The sequence below is a fragment of the Sphingobium sp. FG125 genome (genome assembly GCF_057809795.1).
Map to the genome: position 1 here is coordinate 16,434 of NZ_JBMDKQ010000012.1, position 26,318 is coordinate 42,751.

The window sequence follows — 26,318 nt, forward strand, 5'->3', positions numbered from 1 at the left end:
GGCGAGCAGACGGTGGGCCTATCGCCGTCGGGTTACTATTAGCTAGTTCATGTGATATCTGAAATTCGGCAGAGCATTTATGGATTCGCGAATTACATCCGGGGGGATTTTTCATGTCGAGATTTATTCAGCGCTTGGCTATTCCATTAACGGCTATTACTCTTTCAAGCTGCGCTGGAGTTCCGCACCTCTACAAAGCGCCTCCCGAGGATTATCCAATCGCTCTTGCCCCCAAGGTTTATGACATCGTATGGGAGATTTCGTGCGAACTCTCCCTTGCTTCCTCTAAGTATCTTGGAGGCAAAAATTACGCTATCTCCTCGTTTCTCACACTGCAAGTCGATGATGACATCAATCTGACGCCTTCTCTTTCAGCTATTAACCCGTTGAGCGACAAAACTAATTTGACGATCAGTCAAGGCCTGGGGATCGGCGGCGCGAGGCAAAGAACGTTTACCTCTACCTTCAACTTCGACAGCAACACTCTCGTTGGCCGTGAGTGCAAACAGAATGGTGACCGACTTTACAGGTTGGACGGGGATTTGGGCTTGAATGAAATCGTGCGCGATGGTGTTGGCATTGGTAAATTTCAAGATGCAATGAAACTGACTACCCAACCGACACCTCCATCGTTCGCGTCCAAGATCCAGTTCGTTGTGACACGGAGTGTCGGATCACTCGGTCCACTTTGGACCCTGACCAGATTTAAGGGCCCTAGCGGTGCAAATGGCCTGATCAATGGAAAGGCGCTCGCAACTGACAGTCTTATCGTGACATTTGTCTTTAAGCCAGAACCCAAGCCCAATCTTGCTGCAGAACAAGCTTTAATCGCATTGCAGGCCGCAATCGAGGCGTTAATCGAGCAGGAGCGCGCCGCAACGGCCACTGTAAAGGAGAAACGGGAGTTACAGGGTCAATTTGCAGCAAGATTGACAGGACCCGGTTTTAAGTCCTTGCAAACCATAGAGCGCAACAAGTCTATCTTGGAAAGCGCGCGTATTGACGTAGAACGGGCCGAAGACAGGGCTAGCGCCATTAAACAAAAGCGGATTGCTGCGGAGGCGGCTTTGAATGAGGCGAGGAGTGCTTCAATGGCAGCGGCGAATGCCGAAGCTCAGGCGCAAGCAAATGCCACAGGACAAAATCTCATCAATACGATCTTGCTTCAAAATTTGAATGTGTCACCGCGGTAACAGCGGCTAATCCAATTCAAACACCAGTACCGCCCGCCGCTGGCGAGCTGGTTTGCGCTTAGGAGCAAATTGGTCGAACGACTCTATTAAGTAGACGCCATGGATATAAATCAATGACCGTTTTGTACTGTTGGACTATACCGAAATTTGTACCTGTCGTTCGCTAATTTTGGTTTTCGATGTCAATCGTGACATCGACCATATTTTTGATAGGTGTATACAAATCAATGGTAGCGTCATGCGCCTTTACCGTGACAATAAGAGAATAGCGCCGCTTCGCATTGCAATGCTCCCGTGTTGATCGGTCGCGGCACCAGCCGCCTACTGGCTTAATACAAAGCGTATCCCGCCCCAGTAGTTCGATCGCTGGGCCAATCCATGTGTCCGAATGCAGCGATCCTGCGTTGATGTTCTGAGGTCCTAAGGTCCATCGATTGTCGTCAGGTGCCGTTGCAGGAGCAACGAGAGGGTCTTCCCGCTCTGATGCGTTTACACGCTCTTTAAACTTGGCCAGAGTTTCCGCCTTGCGCCTCAGGTCAAACCTTAAGCCGTGGGACTGATATCGGAACGGATTGATGTTCGCAGATCGTCCGGGATTGGGCTCAATAAAATAAGACAGTGTAACTTTTAGTTCGACGGTCTTATTCTCCATTTCTTCCAGTATGTTACGGGGTATAGGCAAATCGTAATAATGACACTCGTTAAATTTGCGACTCCCCTGCAATCTGAATGGCTGAATATCTGCCTGAGAGAACAGAGCGAGATGGTTTTGCGCAGATGCAGTTGCTCGTTCGTAGTCGGGAACTCCATATCCGAAATGTCGGATGAGTTCGCATCTCTCCTTTTTGCCTGGCCGCGCGTCTAGGGCAGTCTTCATGTGTTCCGTCCATTCGGCACTGTGCACCATTAGCCCGCGCAAAGTTTCCGGCCAAAACTCGGGATGGTCCGCTGCCAAACGTGCTGCCAATCGCGCTGCCTGCGCCGCCGCCGCGCTTGTACCCTGAAAGGCAACCAAAGGATCAACAGCCACATCTGCTCCGGTAGAGCATAGGGACATTGATCCAAACGTCATTACGTCACGTCTTGCTGGGCTCACTCCACGATTTCCAGCTTCCATGACTATCTCAGGCTTAATAGGCGCGTTCCTGGGCCAGCTCGCGCTTGTGCAGCTATGAGGGCTTAATGCTCCCGTGTCGGCCAGCGGTGTCCAATCCTCATACCCATTTTCTCCTACAGCGTCGAAATCCGTGTAGCCCCCAACGCTCAATGCGTTCCATGATTGCGCCGGGTCCTCGATTGGATGTTCTTCCTGCGGTCGAAGACGAGCAAACTCTATCGGTGAAGGTGTGTTTCCGCCTGATAGGACAATAAGCCTTTTGGGCGCGTTGCCATCATCTCCCGGCATCGCGCCTATGGCCGCTTGATCTATCGCTGCACTCCACGCTGACGGCCTTGCGCCCGACACTTGGTCGTTTGTAACCGCCATGCAAAAAATCCGGGCTCTGTCTGGAGCGCTTATTTCTGGGAGAGAAATCGCGCTTTGAGTTATTGGACCATAATTATGTGGCTCATGGGTGGCAAACCCATGAGGTGGCATAATTTTGACAGATTCCAGACGGTGCGTAAGCCGTGGCGTAGACCTATCGCTAAGTGGCGCAGTTAAATCGCCATGAAGCGCCAATCCGGCCATGGCCGTTCCATGGCCTTGGGGCTGATCGGCAGTGCCCCAATCCACATTTATAGCGTGCATGTCATTGCTGGATAATGCTGGCTCAATAAGGGCATGAGCCCGATTGACCCCCGTATCGAATATACACACAGCTGGCGCATCGGACGGAGGCCAAGTGATTCTTTCGGCCAAATCGGCTGCCCATGGCGCTTGCTCGCCATGAACATCATCAAGAAAAAACTTTGGAGAATCGTTCGCCCTTCTAAGTTCAGCGATTGCTCCAGTTGAATATAAAAGAAGCTCAATCGCCGACCGCGTTGACCAAACGGGAATAACTACAATCTCAGGAAAATATTGCCGCCGTTCGCGAGCCGCTATGCGTAAACCGAGCCGCGCGCAGACCTCCTCGATCTTGTCCTCGCCATCTGGATGGCACCACAAAGCCCACCAAATTTGATCCTGCGGCCCTTCCGGCATCGCCGCGCGATCATCCGTCCAGAACGATGCTAGAGTGACCGTTCGAAACGCTTCAATCGCTTCTACCTTGGCCTGATTAGGAGGATTCTGAGCCCGCTCAGTGAGTGGCCCAGTTAGATAGTCCTCAATTATTTGCTCCAAAACAGGGCGCGCGTCGTCGGGAACAAAAAGAGTAACGGTCCGATCATTTTCATCGTCAACTTTAACAGAGCCAGACCGGATGCCAACTCCTTTCAAATCGAGCGCGTCGGCGTTCGTACCCGATCTAAGATCCACTTCGATGTACGATCCCTCGGCTGGATCAAGCCTGTTATCTTGCGGACGTAGGACATCCGATAACGCCAGAGCCGCCGTGAGTTCTGTTTTTACGCGATTGCCGTGCGCAACACGGTCACGGGCTCCACTGCCGCCACCGCCACTCCCCGTCCCGGTATATTCCTGTGTAGTTACAAGGCGCGCAATATCGATGTGTGGCAGAGTAAAACGAAGCGGCATAAGTTCAGCTATCGCTATCTAGAAAGGCAGTCCTCATTACATGCCTATCGTGCAAACGATTTAAAAGGTCTTCTGTAGAAATACTTAGATTCTCGTCAAGAATTGCTGTCTTCACTGTGTCATCCACCGCACGAACGATTTCTGCTTGGCTGAGTCCCTCGGAGGCCGTAAGAACTTTCTTCCAAGCAATTCTAGCGAGTTTTGCCGGCTGGGCATTCGTGGTTATCAGCTTTTGTATTTGCTCTGCCGATGGCGCATCGAACTCTACAACCTGATCATACCTTCTCAGCAACGCCCGGTCTAAAAGCGATGGGTGGTTCGTTGAGCAAAGAACGACACTATCGGTTGAATTTCCCTCTTCCATAAATTGCAAGAAGGAGTTCAAGACACGTCTCATTTCTGCAACGTCGTTTGTCGCCGTTCTCTGCGCGCCTACTGCATCAAACTCATCGAACAGGTAAACACCGCGATGCTTGGCGGTTTCATCAAACACCAATCGTAACTTCGCAGCCGTTTCACCCATATATCGCGTAATCAATGCTTCCAGACGAATGACGAAGAAAGGTAATTGGAGTTCACCAGCCAACGCCTCCGCCGACATTGTTTTCCCGGACCCCGGCGGGCCAACAAACAGCACCCGACGATTTGGCACTTTGCCATGCTCGCGCAGCCAATCTCTTTTCCGCTGCTGACGGATTAGATCATTCATACCTGAAATCTGGCGCTCATTTAGAACGACGTCCTTAAGCTTGAAACGCGGTTCGCGCATCTCTATCAGCCCTTGGACGTCTCCTCGTGGAGCCGAGAATTTAATTGGGATAGAAGCTCCCCGAGAACCCTTCGACCGAGCCTTATCAATCTCCGCCCGAAGCTCATCCGCCGTTTGACGGCGGCCCTGCCGAGCCTCAGACGCAGCAACCTGAAGCGCAATCGAGAAAAAAGTTTCCTCGTCACCTTCGGCACGGCTTCTTAACATAGCGAGAATTTGTTTTACGTTCGACACTGCATCCCTCTTGATCAATCTTACACGACTCCCTCCATTTGGCGAACCTTTTTTGCACATAAGCGCATCTGCCGATCGAATTAAACTGTGTAAAATCATTAGCTTATCGTTTTAAGCTCTTTTGAAACCTAGATCGGGAAGGCCATGGCGTGCTGCTCGCACGGCAGTTTAGCTGAGTTCTCGGTGCGGCGTTCCTTTCAGGCCGCGTCCTACGCGCTGTCGCTTACCGAGCCCGTAGTCTCGGCCATCCGGTGGCGCCCGCTAACGCATGAAGGCTTGGGGCGTTGCCCCTGGCGCACTCCGAAATGCCTTCCGCCCAGCTTCATCCGCGTGCCGCTCCTTGCCAGCAGGTTCCCCGCGAAGGCACCCGCTCCGTTTGCACCCCCACTCTCGCCGGAGGGCAGAGTTTCAGAGCCGACCGAGACTCAAGAAACTCAGACCCAAGGGAGACAGAAAATGGGAGAACAGCTATCATCTAAACCGGAACCAAGAATCTACGTCGCTTGCCTTGCCGCCTACAACAACGGCTATTTGCATGGTGAATGGATCGACGCCAATCAGGATGCATGGGCTATCTATGACGAAATCGCCGCGATGCTCAAAGCGTCGCCGATACCGGACGCCGAAGAATGGGCTATACATGACTATGAGGGATTCGAAGGTGTCCGCATCTCCGAATATGCTGGAATCGACAGTGTTGCAGAGAAAGCCGCCTTCATCGCCGAACATGGGAAACTTGGAGCCGAATTGATCGCGCATTTCGGGGAACTGGAAGAGGCGCGGGAGGCGATAAATGAACGCTACCACGGCGCGTTTTCTGACCTAGCCGATTATGTGCAGGAGATTACCGAAGAATGCGTAGCTATCCCCGAAAGCCTCCGCTTCTACATCGACTGGAAGGCGATGGCGCGGGATGCCGAAGTGAACGGCGACCTTATCACCATCGAGACAGCCCACGATCAAATCCATGTATTTTCGGGGTGCTGACCATGGAAAAGCAAAGCTATCAATTGGCATGGCGCGGCATCGAGATTGAGGTGATCTACACGCCGCTGCAATGGAAGACGATTGCCCATCTGGAGGTGCGAAGCATCAAGCCGGAACGCGCCCCGCTTCCTATCACTGAAACGGGATACCGTTCGCATTTTCATCAACCCGGCACCATCGAAGGGTTGGGCGGCGATGTCGTCGCTCAGGTCACGGCTTGGCTGGACGAAGAAGCCGCAACACCGGAATGGAAACGCCATGAAGAAGCCGCGCGGCAATTTTCGTTCTTTTGAACGCCGGATGACGTGTGAATTGGTTCCGTAATTTCAGATATAGAAAAGGCGTCGCTGACATGCAGCGACGCCTTTCACACGCTTATCCGCCGTTCATTTTCTTCTGAGCTTCGGCGAACGCCGCGTTATACTTTTCGCGTTCTTGCGCCGTCGCGTTGCTCATGTCGCGGGCAAGGCGAGCCTGTTCGGCATCGCGCTGCGCAACTGTCTTTGCATATTCGCTCATATCATTCTCCATCGGTGAGGCGACAGACCGTCAAGCCGCCTGCCCTCATCTGACAGCACCTATATCCAAGGTTGGGCGGAAGCCGGATCGTGGATCAAGCAGCTAAATTGTGAATGAAAAGAAGGGACGCTGATGCGCCCCTTCGGATCATTGCTAGGGAGATGGGCCGCGTTTAGCTATTTCGGCACGAATCATCGCAAGAAGCGAGTGCGCCGACCCAGCGTCCGCCGTGGCTGGAACCGAGGCTTGGCTTGCCTCTTGAAAGAGAGCGAAAAGCTGGGCGTCTGATTTTTTGGCCAGATCGATTTTGGTCATTTTGAACATGGATTCCTCCTGTTTGTCTTGCGCCGCCCCGGATGGGCCGCGTTGAAGAGGGAAAATCAGGCCGCATGAATGAGGTGCATTGTCTGCCAAGCGCAACGAACGTGGAGAAGGCTGTTCAGATGCCTTGCACCCATCGACATTCATCGGATGATAAAAAACGAACACAACACGCGTCCCGAACGTGATAAGAAAGACGGAAGAAAACTGTCAAAGCACCAGGGAGATGGGGGTGAGCGGATTTATCGCTTTTCGCGCGATGTCTAAACTCATCGATAGCTCACGTCGGAACTATATTCTCACATAGCGCAGGGTGTATCTGCTACTCGCACGCCAAGCGTCCGGGTTAGGCCTAGGCTTTGATAAAAATTGGGATAAAATCACTCGGTAAAGGGACAGCATTTATGTGGATAAAAACCAACGGCTGGTTATTGGCTTGGCTGCTATTGGTTTCGCCTGCAGTAGCACGTGCCCAGATATCGCGATGGCATGTGGGAACGTGCGTGACACGCAACGAACTTTTGGCTGTCGCCGCTAAATTAAAGCCTGAGCGAGATTTCAAGGTGAACCTAAAGCCAATATATTCGGATAACGTCAGCTATGAGACGATTATCAACATGCCGGATAGCCCCTTCAATGGGAAAACTGTGACATGGGCCATTAATTTGTATGGCAGAATGATCAATGGACCAAAGTTCTCCGAGATGGTCACGCAGCGAATGGCGGAGAAGAAAGAAACGAAATTAGAAGCAACAAAAACCTTGTCTGCGGTTCGAGAAATGGTTTTTGTAACTCTGCGATATACTGGGGTTGGCTTCGTTAAAACGGCATGGGTAAAAGACCCTGCTACTGGCCATGAGGTTATTTTTATTACAGATTTAATTCCTTCGGACGGCGTAGTGAATAAGTACTGTGTTGGTAAAGAGAATGGCTGATACTCTCGCGGTCAACTCGATGCGCAAGACAGTTATGCTCAGGCGACCTTAGCGCCCCAATTCGGGGCCACGAGGAGAACCGGGACCGCGAACCGCACCATCCCTGCTAGGCAATCCATCCCGCGCCATTTGACGATATCGGGCCGCGTCCCGATGCAAACCGAGAATCTGCTGCGCATGGCGTTCACGCTCTGCGACAATCTGACTTTGCAGCCCTTGCCGCTCTTTCATTTGCGATTGCACCAGATCATGGCGCTGATTGCGGTCGCGCGCCAAGGCGAAATGCGCTTCCAATTCATTCTGCTTACGCACTTTGAAATAGCGCCCTGTCAGAATGTCCCACACGCCTTTTGCGCCGTGGCGAATACGAGAAGACCGCACCCGCTGTTCGTCTGTGAATCTTTCACGCTGCATTCGGTCGAGCTTCTGCCGTTCAGCAATATGGGCCTCTTTCATGACCTGTCTCTGTTCATTGAGCGGCCTTATCACATTGCTCGCAATGCGTTTGGCTTCCGAAATATAGCGCGACAGGCGGGGCGCGACCGTCTCGCCAATATGGCGAACGGTATCAGCAACCGAGCGCAATTCTTTCGGATTGCCAAGTCGGGCCACGACGTCCTTTCCCTTCTTGCCGATCATGCGGGCAATAGAGAAAACTTCGCCTTCTATCGACACGGCCACATGGTCGCGCCGATCCCCTTGAGCGAGAAAGAGGCCGCGTTCTTCAAGGGCTTTGGTGAATGCCGGGGCGTTGTCGGACATCGCCCAGCATTCCTGTATCGTCGCCTTAACCTCACGAGCATCCAGACCCGCCCGCCGGGCCTGTTGCCATTCATCCAGCGTGAAGTTGCGAGGATCACGCAACTTCGAATCCCGAAATCCTTCCGGCATCTTCCAGCCGTTTTCGAGATATAAATCTCTGGCAATGTCGCGAAGCTTGCTTTTGAAGAAAGGGAGAGGTTTTGCCGTCATGGTTGCGGCGTCGATCCGTGACCAGACAGCATGTGCGTGACGACGCCCTTCCTTTTCGTGGAAGACGATCATGCGCGGCTGGCCTTTCAGGCCAAGCCGCTCTTCGATTACGTCACAGGCCTTCTCGAAAACCTCGATCCGAACAGACTCGTTCGAGGGCGGGTTGAGCGACACCGAAAACAGAAACTGTTTGCACTTCGTGCCAAGTGACAGGGCGTAGGCTTCCTTCATCGCGCCGAGCAGATCGTCGGACACGAAGCCGCTGACCTCGTGGATTTCGACATGCTCATTTTCTTCAGTCTTCAACAGGTGAAGGCCAAGCTGTTTTGCGCCGCTACGCTGTGACGCTTTCAGAATCATTGCTCAATCTCAAGGTTCAAGGCTTCAATCAGCAAACGACGGATTTCCTGCACTTCTGCGGCGGCAGATCGCAGGGCCGATTCCGTATCCGGCGTCACAGGCAGGCTGCCAGTATTGGCCGACCGGGCTAATTGGTTCAGGTTGGAAGACAGCCGGGATTGACCCAGCAGACCCAGAACCTGAGCCAAAGCCTGATGATCTTTAACCGGAGCCTTGCCGCGCCGCCGGGGCGGCGGGCTTGCCGAATCAAAGAGCCGATGGAGGACATAAGCCGACAGCGACATGCCAACGGCCTCCGTTTCCAGGCGGGCGCGTTGCTCGAATGTGAGCCGAAGGGAGAACGGCGCAGGGCGTTTTTTCGCCATGCCGCCGCCCTCTTACGCTGTCTTGCGCCTCCGCCCGACAGCCGGAAGGCTATCGCGCGGGGCGCTGATATCCTTCCGTTCATTGGTGTTTTGGGCTATTCTACCAAGGCTTGAGTGCTGGAGGATGTCGTTCCATTCCATCAGCATTTCAGGTAATTTGGTTCGAAACTGCTCTCCGCAGGTCCGCCATTCACTCACCCATAAACGCCCGTCGATAGCCGCCGCAGGCTGATTTCGCGCTGCCGGGGCGCTTCCACGGTGCGCACGGATGGTTCCGCGATGACCGCCAGCGGATCGACCTGGCGGCTCAGCAACAGGCCGCAACGCTCCACGCCGCGCCAGATCACCGTGCCGCATACTTCCAGATGGTCTGCGATCACCGTCACACGCGCGCCGATGGGCGGCAGGTAGAAGCCGGTGACCAGAGCGCCATAAGCGGAGATATTCTGGATAGTGATCGGTTCGGTGACGCCATCCCATAGCAAAGTCGCGTGGGCATTGGCCACGAAGCGGCTTTCGCGGCGACGCTCGACCTGGGACCGATAATGGATGCTGTGCATGGCTGTCTCCCGGTTTCCCCCCAGGATCAGATGCAATTGTGTCGCAGCAACCTTGCAGAAGCGATAAGAGGGCTGGTTAACCGGGGGGCAGGCAAGACCTGGTTAGCCCGCCCCGTCCGGTGATCAGGCCAGCGCGCCGTGGCAATGCTTGTATTTCTGCCCCGATCCGCAGGGGCAAAGCGCATTGCGGCTGATGTCGAGATTGGCGAACTCGCCAGCCGGGGCCGTTGGCGCGCGCGGGATGGTCGTCGTGATCCCGCCGAACGTCCCCGCGTCAAAATCAGCGCTGTTATCGTCGCCCGAAAACGGGTCGATATGGGTCGTGATGAAATCGGGCAGCACCGGCAGGTCGAATTCCGGCAGCGGTGCGTCCATGCGGAACTGCACGCGCGCGATGGAGCCGGTCACATCCTCACGGATATTTTCCAGCATCCGCTCGAACAGGGCGAAGGCTTCCTGCTTATATTCGTTGATCGGCGTCTTTTGCGCATAGGCGCGCAGATGCACGACCTGGCGCAGCGCATCGAGCGTCGAGAGATGCTCTTTCCAGTGATGGTCCAGGCTCTGGAGCAGGATCGACTTTTCGATCATGTGCCAGTCAGCCGCATCGACCTCCTTGACCTTTTCCTCGACCGCTGCATTGGCCAGCGCGGTCAGCCGCTCCTCGATCATCTCAGGATCGACCGCATCCTCGGTCAGCCAGACATCGAAATCGGGTTCAAGCCCCAATATCTCGGACGTCCGTGCCTTGAGCTTGGCGATATCCCATTGTTCGGGATAGGTGCCGGGCGGGCAGGCGCTGCCGACAATGTCGTTGACCGTTTCGTGGCGCATGTCGGTGACGACATCGTCCACCGTGTCCGCATCCATGATGTCGGAGCGCTGCTCGTAGATCACCTTGCGCTGGTCGTTCATCACGTCATCATATTCGACGACCTGTTTGCGAATGTCGTAATTGCGCGCCTCGACCTTCTTCTGCGCCGTCTCGATCGCCTTGCTCAGCCATTTGGACGGGGGCAGCGCCTCGCCATCTTCCAGGTTGGACCGGATCATCTTGGCGAACATCGTGTCCGGGCCAAAGATGCGCATCAGATCATCGTCGAGGCTCAGGTAAAAGCGCGACAGGCCCGGATCGCCCTGACGGCCCGAACGGCCGCGCAGCTGATTGTCGATACGACGGCTTTCATGCCGCTCGGTCGCCAATACGAACAGGCCGCCGGCCGCCAGCACTTCGGCCTTTTCGGCTGCAATTTCCGCCTTGATCGCTTCGATCGCCGCGTCGCGCTCCGGCCCTTCGGGCATGTCGCGCAATTCGTCCTCGACCCGCAATTCCAGATTGCCGCCCAGCTGAATGTCGGTGCCGCGCCCAGCCATATTAGTGGCGATCGTCACCACGCCCTTGCGGCCCGCCTGCGCCACGATATGCGCCTCGCTCTCATGGAAGCGCGCGTTCAGTACCGCGTGCGGCACGCCTTCCTGATTGAGGAATTCGGACAGCATTTCGGACTTTTCGATCGACACTGTGCCGACGAGGACCGGCTGGCCCTTTTCTGCATGTTCCTTGATCGTGCGGGCAATGCCGCGGAACTTGTCCTCGATATTCTTGTAAAAACTGTCCTGCTCGTCGATCCGCTGCACCGGCTTGTTGGTGGGGATGGTGACGACGTTCATCTTGTAGATTTCGTAAAATTCGGTCGCTTCGGTCGACGCGGTGCCGGTCATGCCCGAAATCTTGGGATACATGCGAAAATAATTCTGGAAGGTGACCGAGGCGAGGGTCTGGTTCTCCGGCTCGATCTGGACGCCTTCCTTGGCCTCCACCGCCTGATGCAGGCCGTCCGACCAGCGGCGTCCGTCCATCATACGACCCGTAAATTCGTCGATGATGACGACCTTGCCGTCCTTGACGATATAGTCGATGTCGCGGCGGAACATCACGACCGCGCGCAGCGCCTGGTTCACATGATGGACGACCTGCGTATTCTCGAAATCATAAAGGTTGCTGCCCTGGAGCAGCCCCGCATCCTCCAGCAGCCGCTCGATCTTCTCGGTGCCATCCTCGGTCAGGGTGACGGAGCGCTGCTTTTCGTCCTTCTCATAATCACTTTCGGTGATCTGCTTAACGATCGCATCCACAGACACATACAACTCCGACTTGTCGTCGGTCGGCCCGGAAATGATCAGGGGTGTGCGCGCTTCATCGATCAGGATCGAGTCCACCTCATCGACGATGGCGTAATTGAACGGGCGCTGGACCATAGACGCGCGGTCATATTTCATATTGTCGCGCAGATAGTCGAAACCCAGCTCGTTGTTCGTCGCATAGGTGATGTCGGCGGCATAGGCGGCGCGGCGCTGGTCCTCGCTGATGTTCGGCACGATGACGCCGGTTGTCAGGCCCAGGAAACGATAGACCTGGCCCATCCATTCGCAGTCGCGGGTAGCCAGATAGTCGTTCACCGTGACGACATGGACGCCCTTGCCCTCCAGCGCGTTCAGATAGGTCGCCAGCGTCGCCACCAGCGTCTTGCCCTCACCGGTGCGCATTTCGGCGATTTCGCCGCGATGCAGGACGATGCCGCCCACCATCTGCACATCGAAATGGCGCATCCCCAGCACCCGCACAGCGGCTTCGCGCACCGTGGCAAAGGCTTCGGGCAACAGGTCGTCCAGCGTCTCGCCCGCCGCCAGCCGTTCACGGAACCGCACCGTCTGCGCCGCCAGATCCTCGTCGCTCAACGCCTGAACTGCTGGCTCGAACGAGGCAATCTTGTCGACGATCTTGCCCAGCGACTTCACGTAACGCTCGTTGGACGATCCGAAGATGGACTTGGCGAGGGCGCCGAACATGCAAATTCCTGACACAATAGGGAAGCGCGCCCCGTACCAGGGACCACGCGCAGACATGCGCGGCGATTTAGGGAGCGCTCAGCCGATAGTCAATCAAATCGCCGACAGGCGCGTGCGGCGCTGGCGAACAAATTTGACGGCGAATCCGCTCGCTCTGGTTTGACGACCGGCGCGATTGCGCTAAGCGACGGCCATGACTGATCGCTCCCCCCTCGCCCCCGCCGCCTTTCCGGTCCTGCCTTCTATTGCAGGCGTGACGCTGCGCCGCGCGCGCGCCGGATATAAGGCGTGGGAGCGGTGCGACCTCACCTATGTCGAACTGGACGCCGGCACAGCGGTCGCCGGCGTGACGACGCAGAGCAAATGCCCCTCCCCCGAAGTAGAATGGTGTCGCGACGCCATTCCGTTGGGGTCGGCGCGGGCGCTCGTGGTCAATGCGGGCAATGCCAACGCCTTTACCGGCCATCGCGGTCGCGCGGCGGTGGAGGCGATCGCGGCCAAGGTCGCCAATCACCTGACCTGCCTGCCGTCGGATATTTTCATTTCCTCGACCGGGGTGATCGGTGTCCCCTTGCCCATCGACAAGGCAGAGGCGGGCCTGGAAGCAGCCTTTGCCGCTGCGCCCTGTAACTGGGAGGATGCCGCCAACAGCATCGGCACCACCGACACTTTTGCCAAGGGCGCGCATGTCTCCGCGATGATCGGTGGCACGCGGGTTGATCTTGTCGGCATCATCAAGGGATCGGGCATGATCGCGCCGGATATGGCGACGATGCTGGGCTATATCTTCACTGACGCCGCGATTGATCCCGCGCTGCTCCAATCCATGCTGTCGTCCGCCAACAAGCGGACCTTCTCCTGCATCACGGTCGACAGCGATACCTCCACCAGCGACACGGTGCTGGCCTTCGCCACCGGCAAGGCGGGCAACGCGCCGCTCGCCAGCATGGACGATGCCGGGGCGGATGCCTTTGCCGCTGCGCTGGCAGACCTGTGCCGTCAACTTGCCCATCTGGTGGTGCGCGATGGCGAAGGCGCGACCAAGTTCGTGGAGATCAGCGTCGAAGGCGCGACCAGCGACGAGAGCGCGCATCGCATCGCCCTGTCGATCGCCAATTCGCCCCTGGTCAAGACCGCGATTGCGGGCGAGGACGCCAATTGGGGCCGGGTCGTTGCCGCCATCGGCAAGGCGGGCGAACCGGCCGATCGCGACCTGCTGTCGATCCGCTTCGGCGCGACCCAGGTGGCGACCGGCGGTCTGGCAGTGGAAGGCTATGACGAAGCGCCGGTTGCCGCGCATCTCAAGGGCCAGGACATCGTCATCGGTGTCGATCTGGGGCTGGGCGAAGGCCGCGCCACCGTGTGGACCTGCGACCTGACCCACGGCTATATCTCGATCAACGCGGATTATCGCAGCTGATGCTGGACCTGCACGCCCCGGTCGTCGTGCTGATGCAGGACGTCGCCCGCGACATCGTGATGCCGCGCTACCAGAATCTGGCCAGCAGCGAGATCAGTGCCAAGGCGGACGCCGACGATCTGGTCACTATCGCCGACAAGGAAAGCGAGATCCGGCTGGCCGAGGGGCTGGCTGCCATCCTGCCCGAAGCCGGGATCATCGGCGAGGAGGCCTGCGCCGCCGATCCGTCGATACTGGACCGCGCGGGCGACGGCCTCAACTGGATCATCGATCCCATCGACGGCACTGGCAATTTCGCCGCTGGCAGGCCGCCCTTCGGCATCATGATCGCGCTGGCCGACGCCGGGACGACGCTGGCAGGCTGGATATACGATCCGATCAGCGGGCGGATCTGTCACGCGATGCTGGGCGGTGGCAGTCATATCAATGGCGAACGGGTGCAGGCGCGCGAAAGTGGCGGCGATCTGCCTATCGCAGCGCTGGCGGTCTATTTCATGAGCGCCGAAGAGCGCGCGGACATTGCCCAACGATCGCAGGACAGGTTCGCGCTGGTCGATATTCCCCGCTGCGCCGCCGAACAATATCCCCGGCTGGTGCTAGGCCAGAATGACGTGTCGGTGTTCGCGCGGACCCTGCCCTGGGATCATGCGGCGGGCACATTATTCCTCAACGAAGCGGGCGGCTGTTGCCAGCGGCTTGACGGCACGCCCTATGTCGTGGGCGACACGCGCCGCGGCCTGCTCGGTGCATCCTCGCCGCGCCTGTGGGATAGGGCAGCAGAGATATTGTTTCGCTGATGATCCGGGCTTCGTAGCGATAACGAAGCCCGGAACGGCCAGATCAGAGAACGCTCTCGATCCAGCTCTTGAGCGCGCTCTTGGGGGCAGCGCCAACCTTGGTGGCCGCTGGTTCACCGTTTTTGAACAGGATCATCGTCGGAATGCCACGCACGCCATATTGACCCGGCGCATCGGGATTTTCGTCGATATTGACCTTGGCGATCGTGATCTTTTCACCCAGTTCGTCGGAGATTTCCTCCAGCGCCGGGCCGATCATCTTGCACGGGCCGCACCATTCGGCCCAGAAATCGACAAGCACGGGCTTGTCGGAATCGATCACGTCAGCCTTGAAGCTGCTGTCTGTAACTGCCTTGGTGGCCATGACACTAATCTCCTTATCTTGAGGCGCTATCTAGGGTGTCGTCGCATCGCGCTCAACGGGTGAGAGCGGAAAATTCTCCTGCGTGGGCGCGAAGCCGGGCTTGTGCGCCGCCAGCAGCGCGGGCGGCAGGATGATGAGGCGAGGCGCGCTGGTATAGAGCAGCCCTGCCTCGATCGTCCGGTCGGGGAAGATCACCGCCAGCGCGGCGGCATAGGCGGCCATCTGCCGGACATGCGCCACCGGCACGTCATCGACGCCCAGCGGCGCGACGCGGCCAGTCTTGAAATCGACCAACTGGATGCGATCCGCCCCGACGCACAGCCGGTCGACCGTACCCGCAATCACCGCTTCGCCCACGACCGCCGCGATGGGCGCTTCGGCCAGCGCATCGGGGCTGAACAGGTCGGCAAAATCCGGCGCTTCGATCACCCGGAGCGCCTGCGCGATGACATCTTGCCGGACAGCGGCATCCGACGCCCCCTGCTGGACCAGCCAGCGATCCGCAGCGTCGCGACGACGCTCAGGCTCGACGCCGGGCAGTCGCTCGAACAGGGCATGGAGCAACCGCCCCCGCTCCGCCGCCGCCCGCATCGCGGGGGGTGGTGGCGGGTAAGGCACATCATCCTCGACCGGCGCGGAAGGGGCCAGCGGACGCGGAGGGCGCGCTTCGACGGGGGCGGGCCGACGCAGCCAGTCGGGCATGTCGGCCGCCGTGCGTTCCTCTGCCGTTTCCGTCTCCGCCTTCCTGGACGGCAATTCCTCGGTCCCCCGCCAGCGCCGGGTCGCACCCCAGAGCGGATCAGCCTCCCATTCCGCGCCCAGCGAGACCATCGCGCCCTCGACCGCCGCAAACCAGCTTTCGGGCTTCACCTCGCCCTTGGCTCTTGGTCCCAGCGATCCGGCGACGATCAATTTCTCCTCCGCGCGGGTGAGGGCGACATAGAGCAGCCGCCAATGCTCTTCCCGTTCGATCGCTGCCGCCTGTTCCGCGACCTCGCCAATCACGCCCTGCCGCTCCGGCTTGCGCGGGGCGAGAATGGGCAATCCATTCCACAACAGCGAATCCATGCGGTTGCCCGCATCGGGGTCTAGGCAGGCGTCGGCCAATATGACGATCGGCGCCTGCAACCCCTTGGCCCCATGCACCGTCAGCAGCCGCAGCATGTCGCCCTGCGCCGCCGCATCACGCACTATGTCGACTTCGCCCCGGTCGAACCAGTCGATGAAGCGCTGGAGCGAGGGATGGTCGTCACTCTCGAACGCCAGCGCGGCATTCAATAATTCCTCAATCGGATCGATCGCTTCCGCCCCCAACCGTTCGATCAGGCGGCGGCGGCCATCCATCGGCCCGGACAGGATCGCCTCCAGATAGCGATAGGGCGTGGTGAAATCGGCCACCGCCAACAGATCGCGCAGCGGTCGTAACGTCGCATCGTCCAGCGTCTGATTGAGGTGCCGCCAAAGCCCGGTCTTGCGCCCGATCAGCCGGGTCATTAGTTCGTCCTGGGTCCAGCCGATCAGCGGTGACACCAGCAGCGACGCCATGTTCAGCTCATCGTCGGGTTGCACCGCAAAGCGCAACGCCGCCAGCAGATCACGCACTGCCAGCGGCGCATTGAGCCGCAACCGGTCGATCCCGGCCACCGCCACCTTCTCCTCATAAAGCCGCGCCACGATCAGCCGCGCCAGTTCGCTGCGGCGACGAACCAGGATCATGATGTCCCCTGCCCGCACCGGACGCCCCCGGCTTTCGAGCATCACCCCGTCGTCGATCCACTGCTTGATCTGCTGCGCGATTTTCTGCGCCAGCACCCGCTCCTGATCGGCGGCCCAATCCTCCTCACCCTCGGCATCTTCGGACAGGTTGGCTACGACCGGCTTCCATAACATCACTTCGCCGGGATGCCGGTTGGCGCTGATATGATAGACGTCCCCCGCCTCCAGCCCCAGCCGCTCGGCGCGCAGGGTTGAAATGGTGCGGTCGACCACGTCCAGCACGGCGGGGGTGGAGCGGAAACTACGGTCGAGCGACAGGTCATGGAAGTCATGCCCGCTATTGTCGGCGTCCCGCTGGAACAAGATTTGCGCGGCGGCGAAATTGGCGGGGCTGGTCCCCTGAAAGCCAAAGATCGCCTGCTTGAAATCGCCCACGGTGAAGATGGTCCGCACCTTGTCGCCCGGCTGCCATTCCGTCGCAAAAAACTCTTCCGCCAGCGTCCGCACGATTCGCCATTGCGCGGCATTGGTATCCTGCGCCTCGTCCACCAATATGTGGTCGATGCGCTGGTCCAGCTTGTAACGAATCCACTCGGCGATCCCGTCCTGCTCCAGCAGCGCGGCGGCGCGCGCGATCAGATCGTCGAAATCGACCGCACCCGCCAGACGCTTGGCCTGCGCATAGGCGCGCGCATAGGCCCGCCCGGCATGAAGCGCCTGCCCCAGCAGCGCGGCATAATCAGCGCGCAGCTTCATTGCGATCAGTTCGCCGCAATGATCATACAACCGCATTGCCATCTCGGCATAGCCATCGACCGGCGGCACCCACCCCTTGGTCAGCATGATGTCGCCATCCGCCTTGGCCCAGGCGCGATGCAGGTCGGTCAGGGTAGCAGCGCGTCCGGCCGGATCGAGCGCGCGCCATGCGGCTATCCGTTCGCACCGCTCCAGCCCACGCCCCTTGCCCCACTGCACATTGGCCTGCACGATCCGGTCGAGCGTCCGCATGTCGAAGGTCGCATCGTCACACTGATCGGCCAGCCACTGGTCGATGTCGCCCTCCGGCAATCCCAGTTCCGCCATGATCCAAGGCGTAATCGCATCCGGCAAGGCGTCGAGCGCTTCAACCTTAGCGGCACAACGCAGAAGATAGCTTTCCGCACCGCCCTCACCCAGCCGCAGGCTGAGCGCCTGCAACGCCGCAAACAGCGCGTCGTCGCCCGTCTCATGCGCCCGCACCACCATGTCGGCCAGCGTCTGCCGGGCCAAGTTTGTCTGCTCCCGCTGGTCAAGCGGGCTGAAACCGGGCGTCAGGTCCGCCTCCAGCGGAAAGGCGGTCAGCAATTGCTGGCAAAAGCCGTGGATCGTCTGGATACGCAACCCGCCACCGGTCGATTCCAGCACTTCGGCAAACAGCCGCCGGGCAAAGTCGCGCGCATCCGGCCCGGACTCCTCGCCCAACGCCTCCAGATCGGCAAACAGCCCTTTGTCATCCATCTGCACCCAGGCGGCGAGCCGGTCATGGATACGATCTGCCATTTCCGCCGCGCCCGCCTTGGTAAAGGTCAGGCACAATATATTTTCCGGCCGAACGCCCTGAAGCAGCAGACGAAACACCCGCGCGGTCAGCACATGGGTCTTACCCGTGCCTGCCGACGCCGACAGCCAGACATGCGCGTCGGGCGCGGCGGCGCGGGCCTGATTGCCCAGCAAGGGTTGCAGCCCCTTAGCCATCGTCGCGGCCATACCATTCCTCCAGCCGCATCAACTGGTCATAATCGCCATAGTTGGCGACTTCGGGGTTGATCTCCGCACGGAAGGGCGTGGTGCCAAGCAGGAAGGCCTGCGCCAGCTCCTCGAACTGCGCATAGACGTCCATCGTGAAGTCGGCGGTGACGATCTTGTCGCGCTTGCCCAGCGGATCGACCGGGCTTTCGCGATAGCCAAACTGGTCGCCCTTCTTGGCGAGCGACCAATATTCAAAGCCGCCAGCCGTCTTGTTACCCGTGACGCCTTCAAACCCGCCATGTTCGGCAATCACGCCCAACAAGCCCAGTTGCAGCGCAAAGCCAGCCTTGACCTGCCGCGCGCTAGGCGGCTTGCCGGTCTTGTAGTCGATGATGCCCAGCGTACCGTCGGGCAGCCGGTCGATCCGGTCGGCCTTCCCCATCAGCGTGACATCGGCAATGTCAGCCCGCCCTTCCTTCTCGACCGCAAGGATGGTGCGCCCCTCCGCCTTGTCCCGCACGACCTCCGCCGCGATCCAGCGGATCGCCTCGATCAGGCGCGGTTGCCACAGCGCGCGCAGCAGCGGATGGACTTCGGGTCGGTCGAACATGGCGCGGGCGCGCGCTTCAAGATCATCGGGGTCCAGCGTCCCGGCCTCCGCCCAATGCTGGAGAATGTCATGCACCGCCGTCCCGCGCCACGCTGGCCCGGCATCGGCATCGACCGGATCAAGCCGCGCCAGCCGCAGCACCCGCCGGGCGTAGAAAGCATAAGGGTCGGCCTTCAATCGGTCGACATCGGTGACGGGAATGACGGTCGGGCGCGCCGACACAGGCGGCGCGGGCGCGGGACGGCCAACGGGATTATGCATAGCAGGCGTGTCCAGCCCGCGCGCCAGTGCGGCATAGCGATCCGCAACCTTCCATTGCGGCCCTGCCATGGCCTTCAATCGCAACCAAAGCCGCGATGCGACCGCCGGACCACCGCTGCCCCGCCGCGCACGGGTGATCAGCACATGCGGCGCGCCCAGCGCACTGGCGAAATCATGGGCGGCAAGGCCGATGCGCGTCTCCACCCCCGGCAAGCCCAGTTCGCGCCGGATGCGCGGGGCCAGCCACGGATCGGGCGCGGGCAGGCCGGGCCATGTGCCTTCATTAAGGCCACCCAATATCATGAGGTCCGCCTGCACCAGCCGCGCCTCGATCAGGCCCAATATCGCGACGCGGGGATGCCCCCCCTGCGGCGGACGCACCGACACCCCGCCCAGCATATGGTCAAGCAGCACCGGCAGCGCGCGAATATCAGCCTGACGCGGGCCTTCGTCGGCGGCAGCCTCCATCTCGGCGAACAGGTCGGCGGCGGCATGGCCCTGATGCCCGGCCCAGACCGCATCGCCTGTCAACACGCCCGCCTGCTCCCGGATCGCGGCCAGCTGCCCCGCCAGATCGGTCGAGACCGCAAAGGCCTGTTCCAGCGGCTCCAGCAAGGCGCGCGCGGCGGGCCACCAGTCGCGCACCTGATCGCGCAGGACACGCTGCCGGTCATCCTCCCGCGCAACCATCAGCATATCGATGCCCACCAGCCCCGCTTGCGGCCTTGGTCCCCGCAACAACAGGTCGAGCGCCCGCACCCCGTCCAGCCAAGCCAGCCGCCCCTCACCACGCATCACCAGCGGATGTTTGAGCAATGTCAGCAGCGGCACCGGCGCGAACCGTTCCGCCACCGCCTGCGCCATCGCGATCAGCAACGTGCCGGGCGGCAGGCGTGACAGCGGCAGGCCCGCCGAATCATCCGCCTCGATCCCCCAGCGTTTCAGATGCGCCGATACCCGCGTCGCCAGTTGCCGGTCCGGCGTCACCAGCGCGGCAGTGCGCTTCTCTGTCTCCAGCGCTTCGCGCAGCGCAATGGCTATGGCCTGCGCCTCCTCGCCCGGCGTCGCGACTTCCAGCGCCGCCACACCCGCCAGCGAGCGGTCAGCGGTCTTGAGGTCGCGCCAGCGGCTGGTCAGCTTGGGCGGCAGCATCGCGTTGGAGATATTACGCCCGCGCACCGCCCGCGCATCATGCTCACTGCCCCAGCGCCATTGCGCGACATCGTCGCGGGTCGCACTCATGGCGTGGAGCAGACGTTTCAGCGCATATTGCGGATGGCTCTCATGCCCGGCGGGGGCATGGCCGGTGACCGGATCGGGATCGAACGGGCCGATCGCCTCCCACGACTCATCGTCCATATGCTGGTCAAGCCCGGCAAACACGACCATGCCGCCGGGCAGTTCACTGATCCGCCGAAGCAGTCCCGCGACCGCAGGCGCAGTGGTCGAAATGCCAGCCGCCACGACGAAGCCGGTCGGCGGATGCTCGCGCCAGCGTGCCGCCAGCCGGTCGAACAGCCTATTGCGCCGCTCGGTCAGGTCCATGCAGCCCAGCCGCGCCAGCTCGTCCGGCCAGCGGGCGATGACGATCTCGAACAGGCGCAGCGACGTCTGCCAGTGCCGCGACAATTCGTCAGACAAACTAAGGTCGCGCAACGCCGTCACCGGCACCCGCTCTACCTGCATCTGGTCAAGCACCGCGCCCAGCGCCTGTCCCAGTTGCAGCGCCTGACCCGCGTCAATATCGCCCTTCACTTGCTGCACCATGCGCGCAAGGATCATCTGGCGACGCATCGGCGCAATCGCGGGCGGCAGTGCCTCCCCTTCCCCAAGCGGATCGAGCGCGCTGCCGACCTGTTCGCCAATATCCGGGTCGCCGATCGCCACCAGTCGCGGCAGCAACAGCCCGCCACCCGACGCCCGCACGAACGCATCGCTGACCGCTCGCACCGCGCGGTTGCTGGGCAACAGGATCATGCCCTGCGCCAGCGCCATCGGATCGCCACCATGGCGCGCCAGCAGACCAGCGACCAGCGCATCGGAAAAGGCGCGATGCGCCGGAATGGAAAATAGCGCAGGGCGCCCCCGATCACCCATGGGTGATCATGGATTCCACGACGGGGATGGCTTTAGGCGTGCCGACATCGAACCACAGTCCCTGATGCGAGACGCCATACAGCCGCCCCGCCTCGATCGCGCGGTTCCAGAAGGTGTTGGTTGAAAACACGTCACCGGGCGGATCGCGCAATAGCGAAGGCGCCATGATCTGCACACCGGTGAACACAAAGGGTGCGACATAAGCGGTTTTGCGCCGGGTCAGGCGACCAGCCGCATCCATATGGAAATCGCCTGGCCCGCTATGGCAATGGGCGCGGGCCAGCGGCACGAGCAGCAGCAGTGCATCCATCCTGTCCGGGTTCCAGATGCGCTGCATCATGCCCAGCGTTTCCTGCGGCCCGTCAATCCACAGATTGTCGCTGTTGGCGCAGAAAAACGGCTTGTCGCCCAGCAATGGCGCGGCGTGGATCAGGCCGCCGCCGGTTTCGAGCAATTTGGTGCGCTCGTCGGATATGACGAACTCCATGCCGCCCTTGCGGGTGCGCAAATGCGCCTCGACCGTATCGGCGAGATAATGGACATTGACCACCACCTTGCGGATACCGCCCGCCTCCAGCCGGTCGAGCGCATGGTCCATCAGCGGCTTGCCCGCCACCTTGACCAGCGGCTTGGGCCGGGTCGCTGTGAGCGGACGCATCCGCTTGCCAAGGCCCGCCGCCATCACCATTGCCGTGTCGATCATGCCGGTGCATGGTCCGCCAGCGCATCATGGCGCTGATCAGCCGATATATTGGCGGCGAACCACCGCGCCACCGGGTCCAGCGCCGGATGGGCCAGATCGCGCTCCAGCAATCCCCACATGCGCGGCAGGAAGCTCAAATAACGCGGCTTGCCGTCGCGCTGCCACAGGCGGGTGAAGATGCCGATAATCTTGGCATTACGTTGCGCCCCCAGCACCGCATAGGCCGCGTCGAAATCATCGGGCGGCGCGGCAATCGCCTTGTAGCGCGCCAGCATCGCCGCCTCGACTTGGGGCGGCACGTCGCGCCGCGCATCCTGCAACAGCGACACCAGATCATAGGCAGGATGCCCCGCCAGCGCGTCCTGAAAATCGAGCAGGCCAAGCCCGTGCGATGTCGCCCGGTCAATCAGCATGATATTTTCGGCATGATAGTCGCGCAGCACGGTGACGGTTGGGCTAGCGGACTGTTCGACGATCGGCAGCACTGCGTCCCACGCCGCAACATAGGCGTCCTGATCGACCGACAGGCCGATAGCAGGGCAATACCACTCCGTCAGCAGGCCAACTTCGCGCTGATAGACGGCGCGGTCATAGGCGGGCACTGGCGCGGCAGGCAGGCGGTGCAGGTCGGCCAGCAGGTCGATGGCACGGCCATAGACTGCCAGTTCCGCACCAGGTTCATCGTCCAGATGTTCCTTGACCCGCAGGTCGCCGAAATCCTCGATCAGCACCAATCCCCGTTCCAGATCGCGCGCCAATATACGGGGCGCGGCAAAGCCATCCTCCAGAAGATGTTCGGCAATCGTGATGAAAGGACGCGGATCTTCATGCGGCGGCGGCGCATCCATCAGCACCGCGCGGCGTCCGCCGTCGATGACGCGGAAATAGCGGCGGAAGGAGGCGTCGCCAGCCAGCGGCACGATGGCGGCATCGCCCCATCCGGCTTGGCCAAGGAAAGCGGGCGCGGCGGCGGGGGGGATCATATCTGTGACCATCGCTCCGTCCAAGCGTCGGGCACGTCCGCTGTCAAGCGCCGAGCGCCATCCGCCTCGATCATGATGGTCAAACGCAACGCATGGGGCCATAGCCGCGCGCCGAGCCGGTCGGGCCATTCGACGATGAGAAGGCTGTCCATCAGATAGTCGCCCAGCGCCAGTTCCTCCGTATCCTCCGGCGTATCGAGCCGATAGAGATCGACATGCGCGACCGGCAGCCGGACTTCGGGCACGTCATAGGGCTGGACGATGGCAAAGCTCGGACTAGGCGCCTCGCCCGCCAGCCCCAACGCTTCCAATATGCCGCGCGCCAGCGTCGTCTTGCCCGCGCCAAGCCCGCCTTCCAGCGCGATGACATCGCCGATTCGCACATGGGTGGCGATGCGGTGGCCCAAATCGAGCATCGCGGCTTCATCCGCCAGATGCAGCGCGGCGTCAGCCACGGGGCAACTCGATCACCACCATCGTCCCCTGCCCGGCCTGTGACACCAACTCCAGCGTCCCACCATGCGCCTGTGCCAGTTGCCGGGCGAGCGGCAGGCCGATCCCGGCCTTGCCCCCGGTGCGCGCCTGTCCGGCGCGGGCGGCGGGATCGAACAGCAGTTTCTGCTGCTTGGCGGAAATGCCCGGTCCATTGTCGGAAATAACGATCCGCGCCCGATCCGCCCCACCATCGCCATGCAGCAGCACCCGCGCGCTCTTGCCGCAATAACGCACCGCATTTTCGAGCAGATGGTCGATCGCCTGTCCGATCCGGCGGGCGTCACCCTGCACCTGACCCAGGCTGGCCTCTATCGTCACCGCCAGATCAATCCCCTTCGCGCTAGCATCTACGCGGACGCGATCGGCGCTGGCGCGCGCAACGGCGGCCAGATCGACCGGCGCGCGATCGATCGGCAATGTCCCGGCCTCACCCTGCGTCAGGTCCAGCACATTGTCGATCAGCATCGACAGTCGCCCCGTGCTTTGCAGGATTCCGTCGACATAGTCCTTGGCCGATGCGCTCAATTCCCCGGCATAGCCCGCGCTCATCATCTCGGCGAACCCGGCGATCGTCGTCAGCGGCGTGCGCAATTCATAGCTCATATTGGTGACGAAGGCGGTCTTGACCTCATCGGCCTGCTCCAGCGCGACGTTGCGGTCGCGCAGCACCTGTTCGACACGGCGGCTGTCCGTCACGTCAAGCATGGTGAAAAGCGCATTGCCATCGGGCAGCGGGATGGCGGCAAATTCAAAGATGCGCCCGTCGGCAAAACCGACATGGCCGATCCGCTGCTTGCGCTCGACTGTCGCAGCGCGGACCAGTTCGCGCACCAGATTGGACTGTTGCGGCTTGGCCAGACGTTCCTGCACCGCGCGCATCAGATCATCGATGCGCGGATGGGTGGCCAGCATTTCCTCGTCCGCGCCCCAGACTGTTCGGAAACGGCTGTTCCACATCTGTAGGCGACCGTCGGACGAAAACACGCCGATCGATTCGAACAGATTGTCGAACGTCGCCGTCCGCACCCGCAGCAGCGTGTCGCGCGCACTCGACAGCTGCACCTGCTCGGTGCGATCCTCGAAGATCAGCAGCAGGCCGCCGTCGGGCAGAGGCTGGGCATAGACGCGCAAATGGGTGCCGTCCTGCAACAGCCAGTTTTCCTCGACCGGATCGGGCGACAGGAACCAGTCGCGCCGTTCCCCACGCCAGGCGGGAAAGTCGCGATGTTCAGGCAGGCGGCGCGCGTCGCGCATCTGGTCCAGCACCCGCTCGAACAAGGGCGCATCGGCCAATTGCTCCTGATGCAGGCCGAACAGGCTGATGAAGGGCTGGTTCCAGAAGCGCAGCGCCCGGTCAGGACCAAAGCGCGCGACGCCAGCGGACAAGCGATCCAGCAAGTCGCGCTGCGCCGCCTCCAGACGGCGATGCTCGACCCGCGCCTGTTCCAGCTCATGTTGATCGACCGCATAGCCAGCCACTCCGGCCTCGCCCAGTGGTACGTCGACCACGCGCATGGTGCGCCGTTCGCCGTCGATGGTGGCCGGGACCATGCGCTCGACCGGCTCGCCCCGCGCCAGCGCATCGGCGGCGGCGGCCTGCGGGGTCAGTCCACTCACCGCCTCGACCAGTTCGACCCCGCTACCAATCACTTCGCGCGCATCGGCGCCATCCACCGCGCGGACATAGGCGTTGTTGACCAGGCTGAGGCGCAGGTCAGGTGTCCGGTGCCACATCGGGAAGGGCGCGGCCTCGACCAGGCCCGCCAAAGCCTCCAGCGCATCGCGCAACTGGTCCACCTGACCCTTGAGCGCCTGAATTTCGGACTGGCTGTCGGTCGCGTCGAAAATCCACAGCACGACGCCGCCATTGGACGCCAGACCGGGCGCGGCAGGCGCGCCACGCACCAGCAACAGCCGCGACGACCCGACGCCCCGCACCGGCAGGGCAAAGCTCTTTCCCGCCTTCTGCGCCGACGCGATCTCGCGCGCCAGCGCGGCGGCATCGTCAGGCTCCAGCCCACCGTCCGCAGCAGTCAGTTCAGAGGCAAAGGTCGGAACGCGGGGCTTGCCCAGCCATTTGGCGAGGCGGTCGGCCGCCTCCAGCTTTCCATCGGGGTGTATGACCACTGGCGCTGCCGGTGCGGAGGCGAGCAGCATCGCAAGCCGATCAAGCTTGCCCTGCACCTGCATCCCCTCGCGCCGCATCCGCTGGCCGGTGGCGAGCGCCCACACGGCACTACCCAGCCACAGGGCCAGCACGATACCCAATATGATGGCGGCCATGGGGGTCAGCGTCATTGCGCCCTCTGCTCCCATTTCGGCCGAACCTGCCTGTCGCTGTCCATAATCGCACCCGGACTAACGCAAGTCGGGCGCAGCGGGAAGAAGGCGATGCAAAGAATTGACGGACGGCCTATAAAAGCGGCCGAACCAAATCC

General features: G+C 60.7%; 21 protein-coding genes. 6 read left to right on the forward strand and 15 right to left on the reverse strand.

All coding sequences use genetic code 11. The annotated features are described in order from the left end of the window. The first annotated feature begins 113 nt into the window (after positions 1-113). Complete coding sequence (locus ACODSR_RS12835) at positions 114-1,193, forward strand: hypothetical protein (protein ID WP_489077054.1); 1,080 nt, start codon at positions 114-116, stop codon at positions 1,191-1,193. A gap of 163 nt (positions 1,194-1,356) precedes the next feature. Here ACODSR_RS12835 and ACODSR_RS12840 read toward each other — a convergent pair whose 3' ends face one another. Further along, positions 1,357-3,834, reverse strand: coding sequence for a S8 family peptidase (locus ACODSR_RS12840; RefSeq protein ID WP_489077056.1), 2,478 nt, complete (start codon positions 3,832-3,834; stop codon positions 1,357-1,359). Positions 3,835-3,838: 4 nt separating this feature from the next. Then, positions 3,839-4,855 carry an AAA family ATPase gene (locus tag ACODSR_RS12845; RefSeq protein ID WP_489077058.1) on the reverse strand — a complete coding sequence of 339 codons (1,017 nt, stop codon included), beginning with the start codon at positions 4,853-4,855 and terminating at the stop codon, positions 3,839-3,841. Between the two features lie 438 nt (positions 4,856-5,293). Here ACODSR_RS12845 and ACODSR_RS12850 point away from each other — a divergent pair, with 438 nt between their 5' ends. Together ACODSR_RS12850 and ACODSR_RS12855 are read left to right on the forward strand one after the other, a co-directional pair. Further along, positions 5,294-5,824 carry an antirestriction protein ArdA gene (locus ACODSR_RS12850; RefSeq protein WP_489077060.1) on the forward strand — a complete coding sequence of 177 codons (531 nt, stop codon included), beginning with the start codon at positions 5,294-5,296 and terminating at the stop codon, positions 5,822-5,824. Positions 5,825-5,826: 2 nt separating this feature from the next. Continuing rightward, positions 5,827-6,117: a hypothetical protein gene (locus ACODSR_RS12855; RefSeq protein ID WP_489077062.1), complete on the forward strand. Its 291-nt coding sequence runs from the start codon at positions 5,827-5,829 to the stop codon at positions 6,115-6,117. 82 nt (positions 6,118-6,199) lie between these two features. Here the strand turns inward: ACODSR_RS12855 and ACODSR_RS12860 are convergent, their stop codons facing one another. Together ACODSR_RS12860 and ACODSR_RS12865 are read right to left on the reverse strand one after the other, a co-directional pair. Further along, complete coding sequence (locus tag ACODSR_RS12860) at positions 6,200-6,343, reverse strand: hypothetical protein (RefSeq protein WP_489077064.1); 144 nt, start codon at positions 6,341-6,343, stop codon at positions 6,200-6,202. Between the two features lie 153 nt (positions 6,344-6,496). Next, a complete protein-coding gene (locus tag ACODSR_RS12865) occupies positions 6,497-6,667 on the reverse strand; it encodes a hypothetical protein (RefSeq protein WP_489077066.1) in 171 nt (56 codons plus the stop codon). A gap of 500 nt (positions 6,668-7,167) precedes the next feature. On the opposite strand from ACODSR_RS12865, the gene ACODSR_RS12870 reads away from it, so the two are divergent. Next, on the forward strand, positions 7,168-7,599 hold the full coding sequence (locus ACODSR_RS12870) for a hypothetical protein (RefSeq protein ID WP_489077068.1): 432 nt from the start codon (positions 7,168-7,170) through the stop codon (positions 7,597-7,599). A gap of 48 nt (positions 7,600-7,647) precedes the next feature. Here ACODSR_RS12870 and ACODSR_RS12875 read toward each other — a convergent pair whose 3' ends face one another. From ACODSR_RS12875 to secA, 4 genes are all read right to left on the reverse strand, one after another. Next, positions 7,648-8,931 carry a relaxase/mobilization nuclease domain-containing protein gene (locus tag ACODSR_RS12875; protein WP_489077070.1) on the reverse strand — a complete coding sequence of 428 codons (1,284 nt, stop codon included), beginning with the start codon at positions 8,929-8,931 and terminating at the stop codon, positions 7,648-7,650. Continuing rightward, complete coding sequence (locus tag ACODSR_RS12880) at positions 8,928-9,296, reverse strand: hypothetical protein (RefSeq protein ID WP_489077072.1); 369 nt, start codon at positions 9,294-9,296, stop codon at positions 8,928-8,930. Before ACODSR_RS12880 ends, ACODSR_RS12875 begins: the two co-directional genes overlap by 4 nt. 194 nt (positions 9,297-9,490) lie before the next feature. Further along, positions 9,491-9,856 carry a PilZ domain-containing protein gene (locus ACODSR_RS12885; RefSeq protein ID WP_489077074.1) on the reverse strand — a complete coding sequence of 122 codons (366 nt, stop codon included), beginning with the start codon at positions 9,854-9,856 and terminating at the stop codon, positions 9,491-9,493. A gap of 123 nt (positions 9,857-9,979) precedes the next feature. Next, the gene (gene secA, locus ACODSR_RS12890; protein WP_489077076.1) at positions 9,980-12,706 is read right to left on the reverse strand and encodes a preprotein translocase subunit SecA; all 2,727 of its coding nucleotides are present in this window, start codon (positions 12,704-12,706) and stop codon (positions 9,980-9,982) included. 193 nt (positions 12,707-12,899) lie between these two features. Here secA and argJ point away from each other — a divergent pair, with 193 nt between their 5' ends. Next, complete coding sequence (argJ, locus tag ACODSR_RS12895; protein WP_489077078.1) at positions 12,900-14,126, forward strand: bifunctional glutamate N-acetyltransferase/amino-acid acetyltransferase ArgJ; 1,227 nt, start codon at positions 12,900-12,902, stop codon at positions 14,124-14,126. Then, positions 14,126-14,923: an inositol monophosphatase family protein gene (locus tag ACODSR_RS12900; protein ID WP_489077080.1), complete on the forward strand. Its 798-nt coding sequence runs from the start codon at positions 14,126-14,128 to the stop codon at positions 14,921-14,923. The genes argJ and ACODSR_RS12900 overlap by 1 nt, the downstream gene beginning before the upstream one ends. Positions 14,924-14,966: 43 nt before the next feature. Here ACODSR_RS12900 and trxA read toward each other — a convergent pair whose 3' ends face one another. Genes trxA through ACODSR_RS12935 form a run of 7 tightly spaced genes read right to left on the reverse strand, consistent with a single transcriptional unit; the run spans position 14,967 to position 26,178 of the window. Next, positions 14,967-15,287, reverse strand: a complete 321-nt coding sequence (trxA, locus tag ACODSR_RS12905) for a thioredoxin TrxA (protein ID WP_294134703.1) — start codon at positions 15,285-15,287, stop codon at positions 14,967-14,969. 30 nt (positions 15,288-15,317) lie between these two features. Continuing rightward, positions 15,318-18,749, reverse strand: coding sequence for a double-strand break repair helicase AddA (addA, locus tag ACODSR_RS12910; RefSeq protein WP_489077082.1), 3,432 nt, complete (start codon positions 18,747-18,749; stop codon positions 15,318-15,320). Then, positions 18,730-21,699 carry a double-strand break repair protein AddB gene (addB, locus tag ACODSR_RS12915; RefSeq protein ID WP_489077084.1) on the reverse strand — a complete coding sequence of 990 codons (2,970 nt, stop codon included), beginning with the start codon at positions 21,697-21,699 and terminating at the stop codon, positions 18,730-18,732. The genes addA and addB overlap by 20 nt, the downstream gene beginning before the upstream one ends. Beyond that, on the reverse strand, positions 21,692-22,402 hold the full coding sequence (locus ACODSR_RS12920; RefSeq protein WP_489077086.1) for a nucleotidyltransferase family protein: 711 nt from the start codon (positions 22,400-22,402) through the stop codon (positions 21,692-21,694). The genes addB and ACODSR_RS12920 overlap by 8 nt, the downstream gene beginning before the upstream one ends. Then, complete coding sequence (locus ACODSR_RS12925) at positions 22,399-23,385, reverse strand: aminoglycoside phosphotransferase family protein (RefSeq protein WP_489077088.1); 987 nt, start codon at positions 23,383-23,385, stop codon at positions 22,399-22,401. The genes ACODSR_RS12920 and ACODSR_RS12925 overlap by 4 nt, the downstream gene beginning before the upstream one ends. Further along, complete coding sequence (tsaE, locus tag ACODSR_RS12930) at positions 23,382-23,840, reverse strand: tRNA (adenosine(37)-N6)-threonylcarbamoyltransferase complex ATPase subunit type 1 TsaE (RefSeq protein WP_489077090.1); 459 nt, start codon at positions 23,838-23,840, stop codon at positions 23,382-23,384. The genes ACODSR_RS12925 and tsaE overlap by 4 nt, the downstream gene beginning before the upstream one ends. Beyond that, the gene (locus ACODSR_RS12935) at positions 23,833-26,178 is read right to left on the reverse strand and encodes a sensor histidine kinase (protein ID WP_489077091.1); all 2,346 of its coding nucleotides are present in this window, start codon (positions 26,176-26,178) and stop codon (positions 23,833-23,835) included. The genes tsaE and ACODSR_RS12935 overlap by 8 nt, the downstream gene beginning before the upstream one ends. Positions 26,179-26,318: the final 140 nt, after the last annotated feature.